Below are 17,177 nucleotides of genomic sequence, written 5' to 3'. Positions count from 1 at the left end.
TCCGACCCACACATGTTGAACTTCGGCGTGAGGCTTCAGCCTCGCGCCGCAGGCCGAAGCTTGCTCGAGAACGGAAGATGGACCTGATCGATCGATCATAGACACGAGGCAAAACTCCGCGGGACCCTATGGTGCTCGACACCGCCTTCCTGTTTGGAACTCGTGCTGTGTACCCCATCTTGGCAGCGGTCATGTGCGACCGCATCAAAGACCGGACATATGGCCGCAATCGCTTCGATCACAACCAGCATTCCGCCTCTTGCCAGCAGGGGGCCGTCCACATATGGGTCCCGGCTCGGCGCTGCAACGCCTTCGGCATTGCAGCTTGTCCGGGACACGAGAATGGTGGTTGCGCGACGCTGCGATCAGGCGCTCTGGGCGGTCTTCACCACCACGACGTTGCTGTCGTCCGGCTGGGCCGGGCCGGCATCGCGCACCGTCTTTTCCGCTTCGCTGGCATGACGTTTCAGATAGTCGCGGCGCATGCCGATCTCGTCGCGGACGAATTCGTAGCCGAGCTTGAAGGTGTCGAGCCCGTCGGTACTGATCGTGCCGTCTCTGAGGCCGATAACGGCGCCGCGCAAGATGGCCTCGAGCTCGTCCTGGAGACATTCGAGCTGATCCAGCGAGTGGGCGTGCTCGATCCGCTCGCCGATATCGAGGATGGCGGTCGAGAGCTCGCTGGCCTTCTCAGGTGCGATGCGGGTGATCTTGGCGTAGATCGCTGCGAAGATCGAGCCGATGACGCTGAGCGCGGCGGCGCCCAGATACATCATGTCGCTGTACTTATCCATGAACGACTTGGTGTCGTCGTTAATGTAGTCGGCGGCGCCCCGATGCGCGATCACGAAGGCATCCTTCTCGACGGAGGCTGGCTCTATCCTGTTGGCAAAGCCGTTGTCGAGCCCGAGCGCGGACTTGTTCTCGTAGATGGTGCGCGCGAGCTCGCCGGCGGTGGTCGGGGACATCCTGGATTGTGCGACCAGGAGCCATTCGAGCCCGATCGTGTCGAGATCGTCGTCGGGAATTTGCGGCGACGTCGACAACGTGCCCGCTGTCAGCGTCTCGTCGGAAATGCCCGGGAATTTGCGCGCCAGCGCCTTGGCCTCGTCGATCGCGTTCAGCGTGAAGCCGCCGCGCTTGGCGACTTGCTCATAGGACTTGTCCCGCACTGCTCGGGAGGCGTGAACGATGGCGATCACCGCACTGAAGCCGGCCGTCGGCGCAAACAGCTTGTCGAGCGTTGCGCCCTGCGGCGCCATCTGGATCTTCATGGCTTCGGGACTGTCGGGAACGTCGAGGATGCTACGGACGAAAGCGAGCGAGGATTCGCTCTCGGCGACGACGGCGACCTTCTTCTTCTTCAGCTCGGCGAGCGACTTGATCTTCTTGTTGCCGGGACCGAGCAGGAGCACGAGATCGTGCTCGAGGATCGCGAGCGTGCGCGCCCGCAGCGGCACCTTGGCGTCCGTGCGCAGCACGGCGAGGTCGGCCTGCTTGCGGTCGAACTGGGCAATCGCCTTGGCGTTGTCGGCGTTGTTGACGACCTTGATCCGGAACCGCGATGCGGTGTTCTTCAGAAGAGCGGCGAGCTTGGCCGCGAACAGCGCCTCGTCGCTGTTGGGGCCACCGACGGCAAAGGTGAGCGTTTCCGAATTGTGCACCAGCGTGCGGCCGGCCCAGACAGTGGCAAGCGACAGCAGCAGGGTCAGCACGACGTAGAGGAAAACCTGCTGCTGGTTGGTCTTGATCACCTTGGGACGCCGGTGCGGCGGCACGGTCGGGGACGCGGTTGGGCCGTCAGTACTCATGGCAGCCTCTGGCCCTATTCTTCGGTGGCAGGCGGTTCGCTTGTGTGATCGCAGCGGACGCCCTGTAATTCGTAAGCGCCTGAAAAAAGAACGATATTCTCTATCGCCGAATGATAGCGTGACGGTAGCGGAATGCAAATTTCGAGCCGAAGGTAACCTTACTCGATGTGGCCGCGGCGATTGGTCATCCTATCACCGGTTAGCCACAGTTGGCGATTTTCCGGTTCCCCCGGCTGCATTCCGCCGCGGGAGATGTCATAAATCACGCGTCCCGGCGATTTTGACCGGTCCAAGAAGAAGTTGCGCTGAACGCTCCAATTCTTCTCGTCACGTCAATGAGGGCGTCAGCTTGTCGTTTCCACCCATGTCATCGGCGATTCCGGTTGAAGCGCTCATTGGCTGGATGTTGCTGCTCACCTTCAAGCACGTCATCGCCGATTTCGTTCTTCAGACCGCCTGGATGGCGCACGGCAAGGACCAGAAGCATGGCTGGGCCTTACCGCTTCTGGTGCACTGCCTGGTTCACCTTGCCGTTGCGCTGCCCCTGATCCTGATCGTGGCGCCAAAATTCTGGTTCGTGGCGTTCATTGATTTCGCGATCCACATCACGATCGACCGCGCCAAGGGATACGTCTCCGCCAATTTCGGCGTCGACCTTTCGCATCCTTGGTTCTGGACCCTGATCGGCGTCGACCAGGCGCTGCATCACCTGACCGGTTTCGGCCTCTCCATCTTCATGGCAGCGAACTGAAGGCTGCGCAGTCATTCCGGGGCTCGCGATGCGAGAACCCGGAATCTCGAGATTCCGGGTTCGGTCCTGCGGACCGTCCCGGAATCACGCCCGGACGACTACCGCGCAGCGTGGTTAACCTTTCGTTAGAGAATTGCGCTGCATCTTCCGAACACGAGGGAGAACTGCAATGTTTTCAAGCCGCGAAACCTTTGAAGGCGATTTCTGCCCGGTCCGCGACGAGCTCCTTGGCGAGATGTATCGCGCCAGCGAGAGTGGCCTGCCGAGGCTGGTTGAGAGTGTTTCCCCTGACGTTCGCGCCAGGCTGGCGCTGTTCTGCTATCGCCGCAGCCATTTGCACTCGCTGGCGGTCGCGATCGCAGCAAGCTGCAGCGAGCGCGACCTGATCGAGAACGGCGGCCGCGTCGGCTCGACGCTCTACGCGCTGTCGCGTGAGAGCTCGGCCAAATCGTCGCCGTCGCTGTCGGGCGGACGTAAGCCGATCACGCTGTCGACCAAGCCGCTGTCGGTGCTCGCTCCACTCGATGACGAGCTTGACGACGAGATCAGCGAAGCAGTTCCCGCTTAAGCGGCCTCGATTACGGGCAGTCCAAACTTCCGCCGTGCCATCGCGCATTCGGCGTCGCCCGGCATGCAGGTGCGGCACACCTCCGGTCGCACCGCATAGATGCCGCAGGCCGTCGCTTGTCCGATTTCCCCCTGCAATGCCGAGCAGCGATCGCCCTCGCAGCGCATGCCGGACTGGCGATCATTGACCAGCGTTTCAGGAATCGCGGCAAGCTCCTCGTCGCTTTCGATCGAGAAGCGCGGCCAGTTCTGCGAATAGCCGCAGCAAGCGCCGCAACTCTGGCAACAGTTCGACAGATCGATCTCTTCCATCGTCCTCACGTGTCCTTTGGCGGACCCCAGACCAGGCTCTGCCGCCATCTTGCGCGCAGTACGTCGCGTCGCTCTGGATATCTTTCGTCGAGATACGTCGCCTCGACCACGCGGTCGGTGCGGAAGCTGCGGAAGTCGCCGCGCAACTCGCACCAGGCCGCCAGCAGCCGCACCGCTTCGAGATAGCCGACCGAAATCGGCCAGATCACGCGCTCGCTGGGGCGGCCTTGCTCGTCGCGATAGCGCAGCATGATCTTCTTGCCTTCGTGGATCTGGGTGCGGGTGCGCGCCATGTCCAGGCGGTCCGGCTCCCTGTTCCAGCTCGGGCGCGCCCGGCTCGCCGGCTCCAGCACGAAGGGCCGCAGGCGCTCAGGCACGGTGTCGGCGATCTTGGCCATCAGGTCTTCGGCCGCGCGCGCCAGCGCTGAATCGGCGTGGCCCGCGACCCATTGCGCGCCCAGCACCGCCGCCTCGATCTCGTCGGGTGTCAGCATGAGCGGCGGGAGGTCAAACCCCTTTTCCAGGATGTAACCCATGCCGGCCTCGCCGCGGATCGGCACGCGCTGGCCGATCAGGGTTGCGATGTCGCGATAGATGGTGCGCTTCGAGGTTTCGAGCTCGGCTGCGATCGCGTCCGCCGTCAGCGGCTTACGCGTGCGCCTCAGCACTTGGATGATTTGAAACAGCCGGTCGGCGCGTCTCATGACAGGTCTCTTATCGCTGCTTTTTCTCGATGGTCTTTTTCAAAAGGCGGCGTGCGGCTGCTGACAGGATGTTGGCAGCAGGGGAGTTCTATACCGGGACAACACATCGACTGAAGAGGGTTTGTCCATGATCATTCCAATCCATCTCGGCCTGGCCGGTCCGCTGTGGCGGGCGCAGCTGTGGCACGGCCAAATGTTGCGGGCTTGGGCGTTTGGCCGCCTCGTTTCGCTCGATCTCATGGCCGTTGATCTCCGATTTGCACTCGCAAGCGTGGTGGCACGCTCGCTGACCCAGGCCGCGGACGCGCTGGTCCGCCACGTCATGAGCCGCGCCTGGCGGGGGGCCCGTTTCGCAGAAGATATCACGGCTGCTGCCACCATGGTGGCAGCAGCCCGGCACTAGGTTCCGTCAAGTTTTCGGTAGACCAGGAGAACGCGCATGATCACGCTTTACGGCTTTGGCACCGGCTTCGGCCTGCCGGAAATCAGTCCCTTCGTCACCAAGACCGAGGTGCAGCTCAAGATGGCGGGGCTGCCCTATCGGAAGGAACGCGCGATGCCGCCCGCTTCGCCCAAGGGGCAGCTGCCTTTCATCGACGACGGCGGCGAGGCGGTGGCCGATTCAACCTTCATCCGCGCCCATATCGAGCGCCGCTACGGCTTCGATTTCGACGCCGGGCTCTCGTTGCAGGAGCGTGCCCAAGCCTGGGCGTTCGAGCGCATGATCGAGCATCATGTCTATTGGGCGCTGGTCGGCGCGCGCTGGGTCGATCCGGTCAACTTCGCCAAGGGCCCTGCGCATTTCTTCGACGGCGCGCCGGAGCACAACCGCGAAAAACTGCGCGAGGATGCGCAGTTCCGCGTCGCCGAGAACTATCTGCTCTCCGGCCTCGGCCGCCATGCGCCCGACGACGACGTCGATCTCGCCGTGCGCTCGCTGTTCGCGCTGTCGGTGCAGCTCGGCGACAAGGCGTACCTGATGGGCAACAAGCCCTGCGGCGTCGATGCGACAGCCTTCGGCGCGCTCGCCGGCATTTTGACGCCGTTCTTCGAATCGGCGCTGCGCAAGCGCGCCGAGGGATTTCCGAACCTCACCGCTTACGTCGACCGCATGATGGACGATTACTATCCGGAGTTCGCCTGGACGCCGCTACGGCAGGCGGCGTGAGGCCCGGTGCATCGGCAGACTCGGTGTAACCTCTCCCGCTTGCGGGGGAGGTCGGCGCGAAGCGCCGGGTGGGGGCTCTCTCCTCTGGGGGATTGTCTCTGCAGGCCTCGGATAATCCCAACGCGGAGGCACCCTCTCCCCAACCCTCTCCCGCAAGCGGGAGAGGGGGCGCACCGGCGCCGGAGCCGCAGCTCACTCCATTAACCAAACAAAAAAGCCGGCCCATCGGGCCGGCTCTCGTCGTCTCAAATCTTCGCTCTGCCTACTTCACGAGCGAGTACTTGCCGTTCTTCACCGTGAGCAGGATGCGCGAGCGCTCATCGAGGCCGTAACGGTCCTTTTCGGTGAAGTTGTAGACGCCCTGGCTCGCCGCCAGCTCCTTCTCCGAGAGCAGCGCCTGGCGGATCGCTTCGCGGAATTCCGGCGTGCCGGGTTTTGCGGTCTTCAGCGCGGTCGGGATGATGCGCTTGAGGATCTCGAACGCATCGTAGGAGTGGCCGGCGAACTGGCTGCGGCTGTTCGGACCGTATTTGGCTTCATAGGCCGAGTTCAGCGCGAGGCCCGGCTTTTTAGTGGCAGCCTCGTCCGGCTGGTCCTCGGGGTCCATCACGGGGCCCGAGGCCATCAGCACGCCCTCGGCCGCTTTGCCGGCGATGCGGATGAAGTCCATGCTGGCCGCGCCATGAGTCTGGTAGATCAGGCCCTGATAGCCGCGCTCGCGCAGCTCGGTCTGCGGCAGCGCTGCCGCGGTGCCGGAGGCGCCGACCAGGATGGCGTCGGGATTGGCGGCGACGAGCTTCAGCACCTGTCCGGTCACCGAGGTGTCAGGACGGGCGAAGCGTTCCTCGTCGACGATGGTCATGCCCATCGGCACAGCCTGCGCCTTGAGGTCGTTGAACCAGAGGTCGCCGTACGAATCCGAATAGCCGATATAGCCGAGCGTCTTCACGCCCTTGGCCTTCATGTGATCGTACAGCACCTTGCCCACGATCGGAATCGGCTGCGGCATCGCGACCGACCACTTCATGCGTTCCGGCGTGATCGGGAAGGGCGCAAGACCAAAGTGCGGAATGCCAGCCTCGTTGGCGACGTTGGAGACCGCGATCGTCGGCGGCGTCAGCGCCGAGCCCATGATGATGTCGGCCTTGGATTCGGTGACGAAGCGGCGGGCGTTGGTGGTCGCGGTGGTGGGATCGCCGCCGTCGTCGAGCACGATCACCTTCAGCGGCACGCCGCCGATCTCCTTTGGCACGAATTCCAGCGCGTTGCGCTCGGGTATGCCGAGCGCGGCGCCCGGGCCGGTCGTGGTGGTGGTGATGCCGATGGTGATCTCACTGGTCTGGGCCAGCGCGGGCAGGGCCGGCAGGGCAAGTGCCGCCGCGGTGATGGCAGCGGTCAAATAAAAGCGTTTCATCTATTCCTCCCTTGACGTCTTTCTTTGAAAGCAGAAATCGGGGGGTAATTCAGCCCCCTCTTTTGGTGATGCGGCGATTTAGCTTCCCGTGAATTTGGCGACCATTTCCGGCGGAAACGGTGCCGATTTTAGCTTGTCGGGGTTATCAGGGTCGCGGCCGACTAGAACGCGGGTCTCGAACCCCTCGATCGCCAGTGCCTCGCCCTTGTAGACATTGTGCTTCACCTCGAAGCTCGAGCGCTTGATGCTCTCGATTCTGGTTTCAATGGTGATCCAGTCGCCATAGGTCGAGGGGATGTAGAACTTGGCCCGCGTGTCGACCATGGGAATGCCCACCAGGCCGTATTTGCGGACCAGATCCTGCTTGGAGAATCCGGCGACCTCGAACAGGGTCGAGGTCGAATCGTCGAACATCGCGAAATAGCGCGGATAGTAGACGATGTTGGCGGGGTCGCAATCACCCCACTGGATCTGGACCTCGCGCCGGTTCACGAACATGCGCGGCGCCTTACTTCGGCGCCATGCGCAGCGAGCCGTCGAGGCGCACCACTTCGCCGTTCAGGTAGGCGTTCTCGACGATGTGCAGCGCGAGCGCGGCGAACTCGTCGGCATTGCCGAGCCGGCGCGGGAAGGGGATCGCGGCGGCGAGCGAGTCCTGGGCTTCCTGCGGCAGATTGGCGAGCAGCGGGGTCAGGAACAGGCCCGGCGCAATCGTCAGCACGCGGACGCCGAAGTGCGCGAGCTCGCGCGCGATCGGCAGCGTCATGCCGACGATGCCGCCCTTGGAGGCCGAATAGGCGGACTGGCCGATCTGGCCGTCATAGGCGGCGACAGAGGCCGTGTTGATGATGACGCCGCGCTCGCCGGTCGCCTGCGGCTCGAGCTTGGACATCTCGGCCGCGGCCAGGCGCAGCATGTTGAAGGTGCCGATCAGGTTGACCTTGATCACCTTATCGAAATCGGAAAGCGCCATCGGGCCGTCGCGGCCGACCACGCGCTTGGCAACGCCGATGCCGGCGCAATTGACCAGCACGCGCGCCGGGCCATGGGCCTTGGTGGCTTGCGCGATCGCAGCTTCAGCGGACGCGGCGTCGGAGACGTCGCAGGTCACGGCGACGCCCTTGATCTCGGCGGCAACCGTTTCAGCAAGCTTGGCATTGAGATCGCACACCGCGACCTTGGCGCCCTGCGCCGCCAGTTTCCGCGCGGTGGCAGCGCCCAGTCCCGATGCGCCGCCGGTGACGATGGCTGCCTGATCCTTCAACAACATGGCGTTCTCCTGTGGCGATGATTTTCTAGCCGACCGATATCACACGGTTCGATGGATTGGCAGCGTAGAGCTCCTCGATCAGCTCGCCGCGATGCTCCAGCACCGCACGCTGGTTGATCGAGCCCTTGTCGGTGACCTCGCCCTTGTCGATCGAGAGCGGCGTGTCCATCAGGATCGCGCGCGTGATCCGCGTCGAGGATCCCGTGGCCGAAGCGAGGAACTGGGTCAGGCGCTCGCGAAAAGCCTCGCGCACCAGCCGGTCTCGTGTCGCGACGACGAGATCGTCGGGCGGCAACGTCGGGTTGATCAGGCGGCAGCCGTCGAGGTCGAGCACGACCAGCGCGGAGATCTCGTCGCGGTTGATGCCGGCGATGACGACGTCGCGCACCAAGGGCGCGCAGGCCGCGATGAGGCGCGCGCGCAAGGGGCCGACGCTGACCCAGGTGCCGCTGGCGAGCTTGAAGTCCTCGCTGACGCGGCCATCGAAATCGAAGCCGGCGTTGAGATCATCGGGATCGGCGGGCTTGAGCGCGTCGCCCATCTTGTAGAATCCTTCCTCGTCGAAGGATTTTGCGGTGATGTCGGGCTGGCGCCAGTAGCCGGGCATCACGTTCGGCCCCTTGGCGCGGACCTCCAGCTTGCCGTTGTTCGGCACCAGCTTGGCGTCATTGCCGGAGACGGGCAGGCCGACATGGCCCGAGCGGCTGGTGCGCGGATTGACCGACATGAAGAACGGTGCGGTCTCGGTGGCACCGAGGCCCGTCAGCATCGGCACGCGATAGCCCTTCTCCTTCACCGCGAGCTCGTCGAGACTGTTCCAGACGAACGGCGACAGCGCCGCGCCCGAGAAGAACATCGCATGCAGCCGATCGAAGAACTTTGCGCGCAGGCCCTGGTCGTCGCGCAAATAAGGCAGCAGCGACTCGTAGCCCTTGGGCACGTTGAAATAGACCGTCGGCGAGATCTCCTGGAGATTGCGCACGGTCTCCTCGATGCCGCCGGGCACCGGCTTGCCGGCGTCCAGATACATCGAGCCGCCATTGTAGAGCGTCAGCCCGATATTGTGGTTGCCGCCGAAGGTGTGGTTCCACGGCAGCCAGTCGATAATGACGGGCGGCTCGTCCTTGAGGAAAGCGAGCGTCTCGCGCAGCATCACCTGGTTGGCGCAGATCATGCGCTGGGTGTTGATGACGGCCTTCGGGTTGCCGGTCGATCCGGACGTCAGCAGGAATTTCGCGATCGTGTCGGGGCCGATCTTTTCATGCACGGCGTCGAGATCGCCGCGGAGCGGCGTCGCCATGAGGTCGGCGAGCAGGGTGACGTCGCGGCCCGGCACGCTGCCGTAGGATGCCGCGATCTCGGTGCCGAGCGAGACATTGGCCGCAAGCGCGTCGGCGAACTTATCGGCGTCCTCAGCGAAGACCAGGCCCGGCGTTAGCAGCTTCATCAGGTAAGACAGCTTGCCGTAGTCCTTCGACACCAGCGAATAGGCCGGCGACACCGGGCAGAACGGAATGCCGGCATAGAACGCGCCGAAGGCGAGCAGGGCGTGGTCGATCGAGTTACCGGAGAGGATGACGACCGGCCGCTCCGCCGACAGGCCGCGCTGGATCAATGCGGAGGCAATGTGCCGGCTCGCGGTGAGCAGCTCGGCGTAGGTGATCTTGCGCCAGCCGCGGCCGTCTTCACGCTCGGCCATGAAGACGTGGTCCGGCGTGGTCGTCGCCCAATGATGCAGGCGGTCGGTGATGCGGACCGGATAGTCGCCGAGCGGCTGCTTGGGCCTGAGATAGATCGTGCCGTCGTCGCGACGCTCGACGTTGACGACGGGATCGCCGAACGAAATGGGCCGCAGCGGGAAAGTGCTCGCGCCGCGCTCCGTGCTGGAAGAGGACGGCTGCGCGCTCATGACTTCGGCTTTACCTTTGCGGTCTTGTGCTCGAGGAATTCGCGGATCCTGCGTTTTGCCTCCTTGTCGCTCTGCGCCACGGTGGCCATCAGCGATTCCATCAAGAGGCCGGTCTGCGGATTGGCCTCCGCGATCATCGGCAACGCCTGGAGCACGGCAAAGTTCGTCAGCGGCGCGTTGGAGGCCACCTTGGTCGCAAGCTCCAGCGCCTTGCCGAGCCCGTTGCCGGCCTCCGTCAGGTATTGCGCGAAGCCGTAGGACGCGCCTTCGGTCGCGCTGTAGACGCGCCCCGTCAGCATCATGTCCATCATCCGGGCGACGCCGATCAGCCGCGGCAGCCGCACCGAGCCGCCGCCGCCGACGAAGATGCCGCGCTGCCCCTCCGGCAGAGCGAAATAGGTCGAGGGCTCGGCGACGCGGATATGCGCTGCGCAGGCGAGCTCCAGCCCGCCGCCGATCACCGCGCCCCTGAGCGCCGCGATGACAGGCACCCGGCTGTACTGGATGCGGTCGAACACCCGGTGCCACATCTGGGAATGGAGAAGCCCGCCGGTGGCGTCGTGCTCGGTCAGTTCGGAGAGGTCGAGACCACTGGAGAAATGGTCGCCGATGCCGTGGATGACGACCGCGCCGATGTCCTCGGGCAGGGAGGCAAAGCACTCGCCGATTTCCAGGATGATGCCGTCATTGAGCGCATTGCGCTTGGCCGGCCGGTTCAGACCCACGGTCAGAACCCGGTCCGCCCGCTCGATCCTCAAAAGCCCGGAGGTGCCCGCGTTCGCGGTCTCGGCGTTTCCCTGTGTCATTTGCGTCCTTGTCAGAATAGTTATGTTGTATAACGAATTTTGGGGGTGTCAAGGCGTCACCCGCCCCTTGAGGGGGCGGGTCGCTCGCGCTTCAGCGCGAGCGGGGCGGGGTGACAGTCCCTCAACGGCAGCGGTGTTGCGGTGAGATCACCCCACCCCGCTGCGCATTCCGCTGCGCTGCATGCGCATCGACCCTCTCTCTCCAGGGCACCCCTCCAGGGGAGGGTCAGTGGCGATCTTCGATCAGCTAATGCGCCATCATGCGTGTCGGCAGCCATGTCGCCAGCAGCGGGAAGGCGATCAAAATCACCAGACGCACGAGGTCTGTCGCCACGAACGGGATCACGCCCTTGAAGATGGTGGAGAACGACACGTCCTTCACCACGCTCTTGATGACAAAGACGTTCATGCCGACCGGCGGATGGATCAGGCCGAGCTCGACCGTCATCACGATGATGACGCCGAACCAGATCGGGTCGAAGCCGAGATGCATGATGACGGGGAAGATGATCGGCACGGTCAGGATGATCATCGCCATGGCGTCCATGAGGCAGCCGAGCACGAGATACATCACCATGATCAGCGCCAGCACGCCGTAGGGCCCGAGGCCGAGGCCGGTGAGGAATTCCGTCACCTTCTGCGGCGTCTGCGTCACCGTCAGGAAATAGCCGAAGATCAGCGCGCCGATCAGCACGGTGAAGACCGCAGCCGCGGTGCGCGTCGCCTGCAGCAGCGAGGCCAGCACCTTCTCGCGGTCGAGCCGGCCGGTCAGCACGCCGATGATGAAGGCGCCGGTGGCGCCGACTCCGCCGGCTTCCGTCGGGGTGAAGCGCGGCAGGAACGGCAGGCCGTAGAGGCCGCCGATGACGAACACGAAGAGCAGCACCGGCGCCCAGATCTCCTTTAGGCCGGCAAAGCGCTCGCGCCACGGTGTCACCTTGCCCTTGGGCAGGAAGTCGGGGCGGAAATAACCGATCAGGAAGATCGTGATCATGTACATGGTCATCGCGAGCAGGCCCGGGATGATGCCGGCGATGAACAGCTTTCCGATGTCCTGCTCGGTGATGATGCCGTACACCGCAAGAACAGTGGATGGCGGCAGCATCGCGCCCAGCGTGCCGCCGGCCGCGATCACGCCGGTGGCAAAGGACTGCGGGTAGCCGAAGCGCCGCATCTCGGGATAGGCGACCGCGGAGAAGGTCGCGGCCGTCGCGACCGACGAGCCGCAGATCGCGGCGAAACCGCCGCAGGCACCGACAGTGGCAATGCCGAGCCCGCCGCGCAAATGGCCGACGAAACCGTTGGCGGCGCGGAACAGCTCCTGGCTCATGCCGGAATTGGACACGAACGAGCCCATCAGCAGGAACATCGGGATGACGCCGAAGGTGTAGTCGGTCACCGTCCGCATCGAGGTCTGGCCGACCAGTTTTAGCGCCGGCGTCGCGCCGACCAGATAGGAGAAGCCGGAGACGCCGACGAGGCCCATGGCCATCCCGACGGGCACGCGCAGCAGCATCAGGACAAACAGGGAAACGAAGCCGATAACGGCGACGGCATCGGTGCTCATGGTTACTCCGTCGCCTTGATCTTGGGGTCGTGCATCTCTTCGGGATGGAAGATCAGCCGGTAGGTGCGGATCGCGATCAGCAGCACGGCGGAGACGTCGCCGATCCAGGCGATCGCGAAGAACGGCCAGGTCGGCATGTGCATGTCGAAGGTCTGGACGTTGTCGTTGTAGGTGCCGCGCACCTTGTCGAACAACGTCCAGGTCTGCACGGTCACGACGAACAGCAACACCAGCGTCGCGAACACGTCGATCCAGCGCTGGTAGCGCGGTTCGACATTGCCCCAGACGAGGTCGACGGTGATGTGGGTGCCGCGATAGGAGGTCGCCGCGATGCCCCAGAAAATGAGGATGCCGAGCAGCATGCGGCCGATGTCGAAACTGTCAGGGATCGAATAGTTCAGCGTGTTGCGTAAGAGCACCGACAGGAAGATGTCGAGCGCGACGAGGCCGACGAAGCCGGCCGCGATCCATTCGATCGAGTCGATCACGCGATCCATCCAGGCGCGCTTCATGGGACGTTGATCCTGTTCAAGATAAGTACGAGTTGCATCCACGACGGTGCTGCGCTCCCTCCCCCGCTTGCGGGGGAGGGCTGGGGAGAGGGTGCTTCCACAATCGAGGACCCCCTAGAGGAGAGAGCCCTCACCCGGCGCTACGCGCCGACCTCTCCCGCAAGCGGGAGAGGTGCAGCGAGTGCGCGGCCGCAGTTCAGGTCACTCCGCCAGCGCGTTGTACTTCTTCAGCGAGGCCTTCACATCAGCCAGCGCCGCGTCCGGATCGGCGCCGGCCTTCTTGGCGCCGTCGCCCCAGGTCTTGACCAGCGGCTCGGCGGCCTTCTTCCAGGCGGCGGTCTGCTCGGCCGTCAGCTTGTAGACCTCGTGGCCGGATTCAGCCTTCACCTTGTCGATGCCGGCATCCTCGAACTTGCCCCAATGCTCACCGACCGCGCCCGCCATCTCGACCGAGCAGTTCTTGTCGATCGCGGCCTTCTGCTTGTCGGACATCGCCTTGTACTTGTCCTTGTTGATCACGAACACGAAAGTCGTGGTGTAGAGCGGCGCTTCCATGTCGTATTTGGTCACCTTGTCGATGCCGAACAGCACGAGAGAGCCCCACGGGAAGGTGACGCCGTCGGCGACGCCGCGCTCGATGATGTCGCGCACCTCAGGCGCCGAGGACTGCACGTTGGTGCCACCGAGCGAGGTGACGAAGTTCGCCATGGTGGCGTGGGCGGGGCGGATCTTCATGCCCTTCACATCCTCAGGGTTGACGATCTTCTTGGTGCGGGAATGGAACGAGGAGGGCGAGTGGACGAAGGCGAGGCAGTATTTGACGTCCTTCATCTCCTTCTCGGCATATTTGCGATACCAGGCATCCAGCCCCATCGAGCCGCCCTTGGCGTCCGAGATCAGGAACGGCAATTCCCCGGCGCCGATGATCGGGAAGCGGCCGGGCTGGTAGCCGGGATTGACGTAGGTGACGTCGGCGATGCCGTCGCGCGCCATATCGTAATGGTCGAACGCCTTGCCGAGCTGCTGGGCCGGGAACACCTTGCCGGTAATGGTGCCGCCGGAATCCTTGTTCACCGCGGCCACCCAATCTTCCAGCGATTTCTGCAGCGGGTGCGACGCCGGCACCCAGTGCGAGACCTTCAGATCGAAGGTCTTGTCCTGCGCGAACGCTGGGCTCACGCTTGCTGCCAGCAGCAAGGCCAGACAGGCTTTCCTCATCACGCGTCTCTCCCTTTTTCAACGGCGGGCTTCGATGGCCCGGTCTCGTTAATTAACATGTTATCTAATTGGCCGGCGCGTTCAAGCCGGAACTGACGCGCGCCTCGTCGGGCCATCTACGTCAGCCATGTTGCATGGATTTGTCGCTGCTCGGACGACGACCGCTCCCCTTTTGCGCAAACGTTATATGATATAATTATCGTCTGCCGGCGTTCGCGACAAGCAGGCCGCGACGAAGCCTACAGCATCGGGAGGAGCAAGTATTGCGGACAAAAGTCGCAATCATCGGGGCCGGGCCGGCCGGATTGTTGCTTGGGCAACTTCTGCACACATACGGCATCGACAACGTCATCCTGGAGCGGCAGAGCCCGGACTATGTGCTCGGCCGCATCCGCGCCGGCCTCCTGGAAGAGGGAACCGTCGGGCTGCTCGACCAGGTCGGCGCTGGGGCGCGGGCCCATGCCGAAGGCCTGGTGCATGAAGGCATCGAGCTCGCCTTCTCCGGCCGCCGTCACCGCATCGACATGAAGGGCGCGACCGGCAAGACGGTGATGATCTACGGCCAGACCGAGGTCACGCTCGACCTGATGAATGCGAGGAAGGCCGCGGGCCTCGTCTCCGTCTACGAGGCCAAGGACGTGCAGCCGCATGATTTCGACGGCAGTCACCCGCGCGTTACCTACGTCAAGGACGGCGTCACCCACGCGATTGATTGCGATTTCATCGCCGGCTGCGACGGTTTCCACGGCGTCAGCCGCGCCAGCGTCCCGTCTTCGGCCATCGAAGAGTTCGAGCGGATCTATCCGTTCGGCTGGCTCGGCATCCTCTCGGACACGCCGCCGGTCAGCCATGAGCTGATCTACTCCAATCATGCGCGCGGCTTCGCGCTGTGCACCATGCGTTCGACCAAGCGCAGCCGTTACTATGTCCAATGCGCGCTCGACGACCATGTCGACCAATGGCCGGACGAGCGCTTCTGGGACGAATTGAAAAGGCGGCTCGACCAGGAGGCGGCCGACAGCCTCGTCACGGGCCCGTCGATCGAGAAGAGCATCGCACCCCTGCGCAGCTTCGTCGCCGAGCCGATGCGCTTCGGCAAAATGTTCCTGTGCGGCGATGCCGCCCATATCGTGCCGCCGACCGGTGCCAAGGGGCTGAACCTGGCGGCGAGCGATGCGCACTATCTGTCGAGCGCGCTGCGCGAATTCTACGACGAGAAATCCAGTGCCGGCATCGACGCCTATTCCGCCAAGGCGCTGGCACGGGTCTGGAAGGCGGTGCGCTTCTCCTGGTGGATGACTTCGATGCTGCACAAATTCCCCGACACCGGCACCATCGGCGCCCGCATCCAGCTCGCCGAGCTCGACTACGTCACGCAGTCCAAGGCCGCGATGACGTCGCTATCGGAGAATTATGTGGGCTTGCCGTTTTAGGGGCGGTGCCCACACCTACAACCAGGTGTCATGCCCCGGCTTGACCGGGGCATCCAGTACGCCGCGGCGTCTCGGTATCACGCGCCGTCTCTGGAATACTGGATCACCCGCCTTCGCGGGTGATGACAGCCGTGGTGAGGCTACGGCCCCGTCCAGTTTCAAACACCCACGCAAATCCCGTTTAATACTTTGTAATTGATGCGTCCGTCACGTCCATCGCGTTCAATGGCGACAATCATTGCAACGAACGTGAGACAAGCATGACCTCTCCCGACATCCCCGAAGGCTTCGAGCCGCTCTCCCGCAAGAGCCCGCTCACCGAACCGTGGGAGCCGCTCTACGCAAAGAAGACCGACCGCGCCGTCATCATCGGCCTCCGGCTGGCGAAGCAGCATACCAATGGCCGCGGCCTGATCCATGGCGGTCTCATCACGGCACTCGCCGACAATGCCATGGGCTATAACTGTGCGCAGGCGACAGGCTGGACCACGTCGTTCGTGACGGTCTCGCTCTCGGTCGATTTCGTCGGCTCGGCCGAGATCGGTCAGTGGTGCTCGATCGAGAGCGACGTGATCAAGACCGGCAAGACGATCTGCTTCGCGCAATGCCTGATCAAGGCCGACGACGTCGTGATCGCACGCGCCAGTGGGACGTTCCGCGTGGTGCCGAAGAAGGGGTGATGCTTTCTCGTGTCCCGGACGCGGCGCGGCATGAAATGCCGCGACGCAGAGCCGTGACCCATCGATCCGCAGCCTACTCTGTGGCCTTATGGGTCCCGGCTCTGCGCCGCTTTGCGGCGCGTCCGGGACACGTACCTACCCAAACCTCCATTCCGCCATCTCCACCACGAGATCGATGAACGCGCGCACCTTGGCCGAGAGCAGGCGAGAGGTCGGGTAGACGATGTGGATCGGCAGCGCCGGCTGCTCATATTTCGCCAGCACGATCTTCAGCCACCCGCGCTTCAGTCCCTCGACGGCCTGATAGGCCAGCACGCGCGTCACGCCGCCGCCGGCTTCGGCATATTGCAGGGCGGCGTCGGCGCTGTTGCTGGTGAAGCGCGGGGTCGGCGTCACCTCGATGTCGCGGCCGTCCTGCACGAAGTGCCAGCTGGCCGATGGGCCGAACTGGATGGTCTGGTGCGCGGCGAGCGCCTCCGGCGTCTTCGGCTCGCCGTGGCGCTTCAGATAGCCGGGCGCGGCCACCACGATCCGCCGCATCTCGCCGACCTGGCGCGCCACCAGCGAGGAATCGGCGAGATGGCCGATCCGCACCACGGCGTCGACGGCGTCTTCCACGAGGTTGACGAGGTGGTCCGAAAGCCTGAGCTCGGCGGCGACCTCAGGGTAGCGCTTGAGATAGGCGGTCATAACCGGCCCGACATGCAGCCGCCCGAAGCCGACCGGTGCCGACACCACCAGCCGTCCGCTCGGCCGGTTGCGCTCCTCCCGCGCCGAGCCGTCGGCCTCCTCGACATCGGCGAGGATGCGCCGCGCGCGCTCCAGATAGCGCGTGCCGACGTCGGTCAGCGTCACCTGCCGCGTGGTCCGCTGCAGCAGCCGTGCGCCGAGATGCTCTTCCAGCGCCGCGATCATCCGTGTCACCACCGAGGGCGACAGGCGCAGTTTTCGCGCTGCCGGCGCAAAGCCGCGCAGATCGGCGACCGTGACGAAGACGTGCATGGCTTCCAGGCGGTCCATGGCATTATTGCATATATCGCAATGATGAAGTGTCA

At 64.2% G+C, this 17,177-nt stretch carries 18 protein-coding genes; 6 read left to right on the top strand and 12 right to left on the bottom strand.

All coding sequences use genetic code 11. The features are described 5' to 3' along the window. Positions 1–365: 365 nt before the first annotated feature. Positions 366–1,811, bottom strand: coding sequence for a TAXI family TRAP transporter solute-binding subunit (locus YU9_RS0128580; protein ID WP_027575878.1), 1,446 nt, complete (start codon positions 1,809–1,811; stop codon positions 366–368). A gap of 403 nt (positions 1,812–2,214) precedes the next feature. Between YU9_RS0128580 and YU9_RS0128575 the strand changes: the two genes are divergently transcribed. Both YU9_RS0128575 and YU9_RS0128570 read left to right on the top strand, forming a co-directional pair. Then, a complete protein-coding gene (locus tag YU9_RS0128575) occupies positions 2,215–2,562 on the top strand; it encodes a DUF3307 domain-containing protein (RefSeq protein WP_051380554.1) in 348 nt (115 codons plus the stop codon). A gap of 169 nt (positions 2,563–2,731) precedes the next feature. After that, on the top strand, positions 2,732–3,130 hold the full coding sequence (locus tag YU9_RS0128570; RefSeq protein ID WP_027575876.1) for a hypothetical protein: 399 nt from the start codon (positions 2,732–2,734) through the stop codon (positions 3,128–3,130). Here the strand turns inward: YU9_RS0128570 and YU9_RS0128565 are convergent. Beyond that, positions 3,127–3,441: a YkgJ family cysteine cluster protein gene (locus YU9_RS0128565; RefSeq protein ID WP_027575875.1), complete on the bottom strand. Its 315-nt coding sequence runs from the start codon at positions 3,439–3,441 to the stop codon at positions 3,127–3,129. The two genes, YU9_RS0128570 and YU9_RS0128565, sit on opposite strands and share 4 nt — an antisense overlap. Before the next feature lie 5 nt (positions 3,442–3,446). Then, entirely contained in the window at positions 3,447–4,145 is a 699-nt protein-coding gene (locus tag YU9_RS0128560; RefSeq protein ID WP_027575874.1) for a YafY family protein, read from the bottom strand. A gap of 127 nt (positions 4,146–4,272) precedes the next feature. Here YU9_RS0128560 and YU9_RS0128555 point away from each other — a divergent pair, with 127 nt between their 5' ends. Both YU9_RS0128555 and YU9_RS0128550 read left to right on the top strand, forming a co-directional pair. Next, the gene (locus YU9_RS0128555; protein WP_027575873.1) at positions 4,273–4,548 is read left to right on the top strand and encodes a hypothetical protein; all 276 of its coding nucleotides are present in this window, start codon (positions 4,273–4,275) and stop codon (positions 4,546–4,548) included. A gap of 36 nt (positions 4,549–4,584) precedes the next feature. After that, a complete protein-coding gene (locus YU9_RS0128550; RefSeq protein ID WP_027575872.1) occupies positions 4,585–5,313 on the top strand; it encodes a glutathione S-transferase family protein in 729 nt (242 codons plus the stop codon). A 262-nt stretch (positions 5,314–5,575) separates the two neighbouring features. Here YU9_RS0128550 and YU9_RS0128545 read toward each other — a convergent pair whose 3' ends face one another. The 8 genes from YU9_RS0128545 to YU9_RS0128510 form a co-directional block, all read right to left on the bottom strand. Next, complete coding sequence (locus YU9_RS0128545; RefSeq protein WP_027575871.1) at positions 5,576–6,727, bottom strand: ABC transporter substrate-binding protein; 1,152 nt, start codon at positions 6,725–6,727, stop codon at positions 5,576–5,578. A gap of 78 nt (positions 6,728–6,805) precedes the next feature. Beyond that, the gene (locus YU9_RS0128540) at positions 6,806–7,225 is read right to left on the bottom strand and encodes a thioesterase family protein (protein ID WP_027575870.1); all 420 of its coding nucleotides are present in this window, start codon (positions 7,223–7,225) and stop codon (positions 6,806–6,808) included. Between the two features lie 10 nt (positions 7,226–7,235). Continuing rightward, positions 7,236–7,997, bottom strand: a complete 762-nt coding sequence (locus YU9_RS0128535; protein WP_027575869.1) for an SDR family NAD(P)-dependent oxidoreductase — start codon at positions 7,995–7,997, stop codon at positions 7,236–7,238. A 25-nt stretch (positions 7,998–8,022) separates the two neighbouring features. Then, positions 8,023–9,906 carry a feruloyl-CoA synthase gene (locus tag YU9_RS0128530; protein WP_027575868.1) on the bottom strand — a complete coding sequence of 628 codons (1,884 nt, stop codon included), beginning with the start codon at positions 9,904–9,906 and terminating at the stop codon, positions 8,023–8,025. Beyond that, positions 9,903–10,712 (bottom strand): crotonase/enoyl-CoA hydratase family protein, encoded by an 810-nt coding sequence (locus YU9_RS0128525; protein WP_027575867.1) that lies wholly within the window; start codon positions 10,710–10,712, stop codon positions 9,903–9,905. Before YU9_RS0128525 ends, YU9_RS0128530 begins: the two co-directional genes overlap by 4 nt. 247 nt (positions 10,713–10,959) lie before the next feature. Beyond that, positions 10,960–12,279 (bottom strand): TRAP transporter large permease, encoded by a 1,320-nt coding sequence (locus tag YU9_RS0128520; RefSeq protein ID WP_027575866.1) that lies wholly within the window; start codon positions 12,277–12,279, stop codon positions 10,960–10,962. Between the two features lie 2 nt (positions 12,280–12,281). Beyond that, entirely contained in the window at positions 12,282–12,791 is a 510-nt protein-coding gene (locus tag YU9_RS0128515; RefSeq protein WP_027575865.1) for a TRAP transporter small permease, read from the bottom strand. A 201-nt stretch (positions 12,792–12,992) separates the two neighbouring features. Further along, complete coding sequence (locus YU9_RS0128510) at positions 12,993–14,009, bottom strand: TRAP transporter substrate-binding protein (RefSeq protein ID WP_027575864.1); 1,017 nt, start codon at positions 14,007–14,009, stop codon at positions 12,993–12,995. A 263-nt stretch (positions 14,010–14,272) separates the two neighbouring features. On the opposite strand from YU9_RS0128510, the gene pobA reads away from it, so the two are divergent. After that, positions 14,273–15,442, top strand: coding sequence for a 4-hydroxybenzoate 3-monooxygenase (gene pobA, locus YU9_RS0128505; protein WP_027575863.1), 1,170 nt, complete (start codon positions 14,273–14,275; stop codon positions 15,440–15,442). A gap of 260 nt (positions 15,443–15,702) precedes the next feature. Next, positions 15,703–16,122: a PaaI family thioesterase gene (locus tag YU9_RS0128500; RefSeq protein ID WP_027575862.1), complete on the top strand. Its 420-nt coding sequence runs from the start codon at positions 15,703–15,705 to the stop codon at positions 16,120–16,122. A gap of 135 nt (positions 16,123–16,257) precedes the next feature. Here YU9_RS0128500 and YU9_RS0128495 read toward each other — a convergent pair whose 3' ends face one another. After that, positions 16,258–17,142 (bottom strand): LysR family transcriptional regulator, encoded by an 885-nt coding sequence (locus tag YU9_RS0128495; RefSeq protein WP_027575861.1) that lies wholly within the window; start codon positions 17,140–17,142, stop codon positions 16,258–16,260. Positions 17,143–17,177 lie beyond the last annotated feature (35 nt).

It is taken from the genome of Bradyrhizobium sp. WSM1743, assembly GCF_000473065.1.
GTDB lineage: Bacteria > Pseudomonadota > Alphaproteobacteria > Rhizobiales > Xanthobacteraceae > Bradyrhizobium.
Note: the sequence above shows the minus strand (reverse complement) of the source record. Positions and strands in the feature narration are given on the sequence as shown.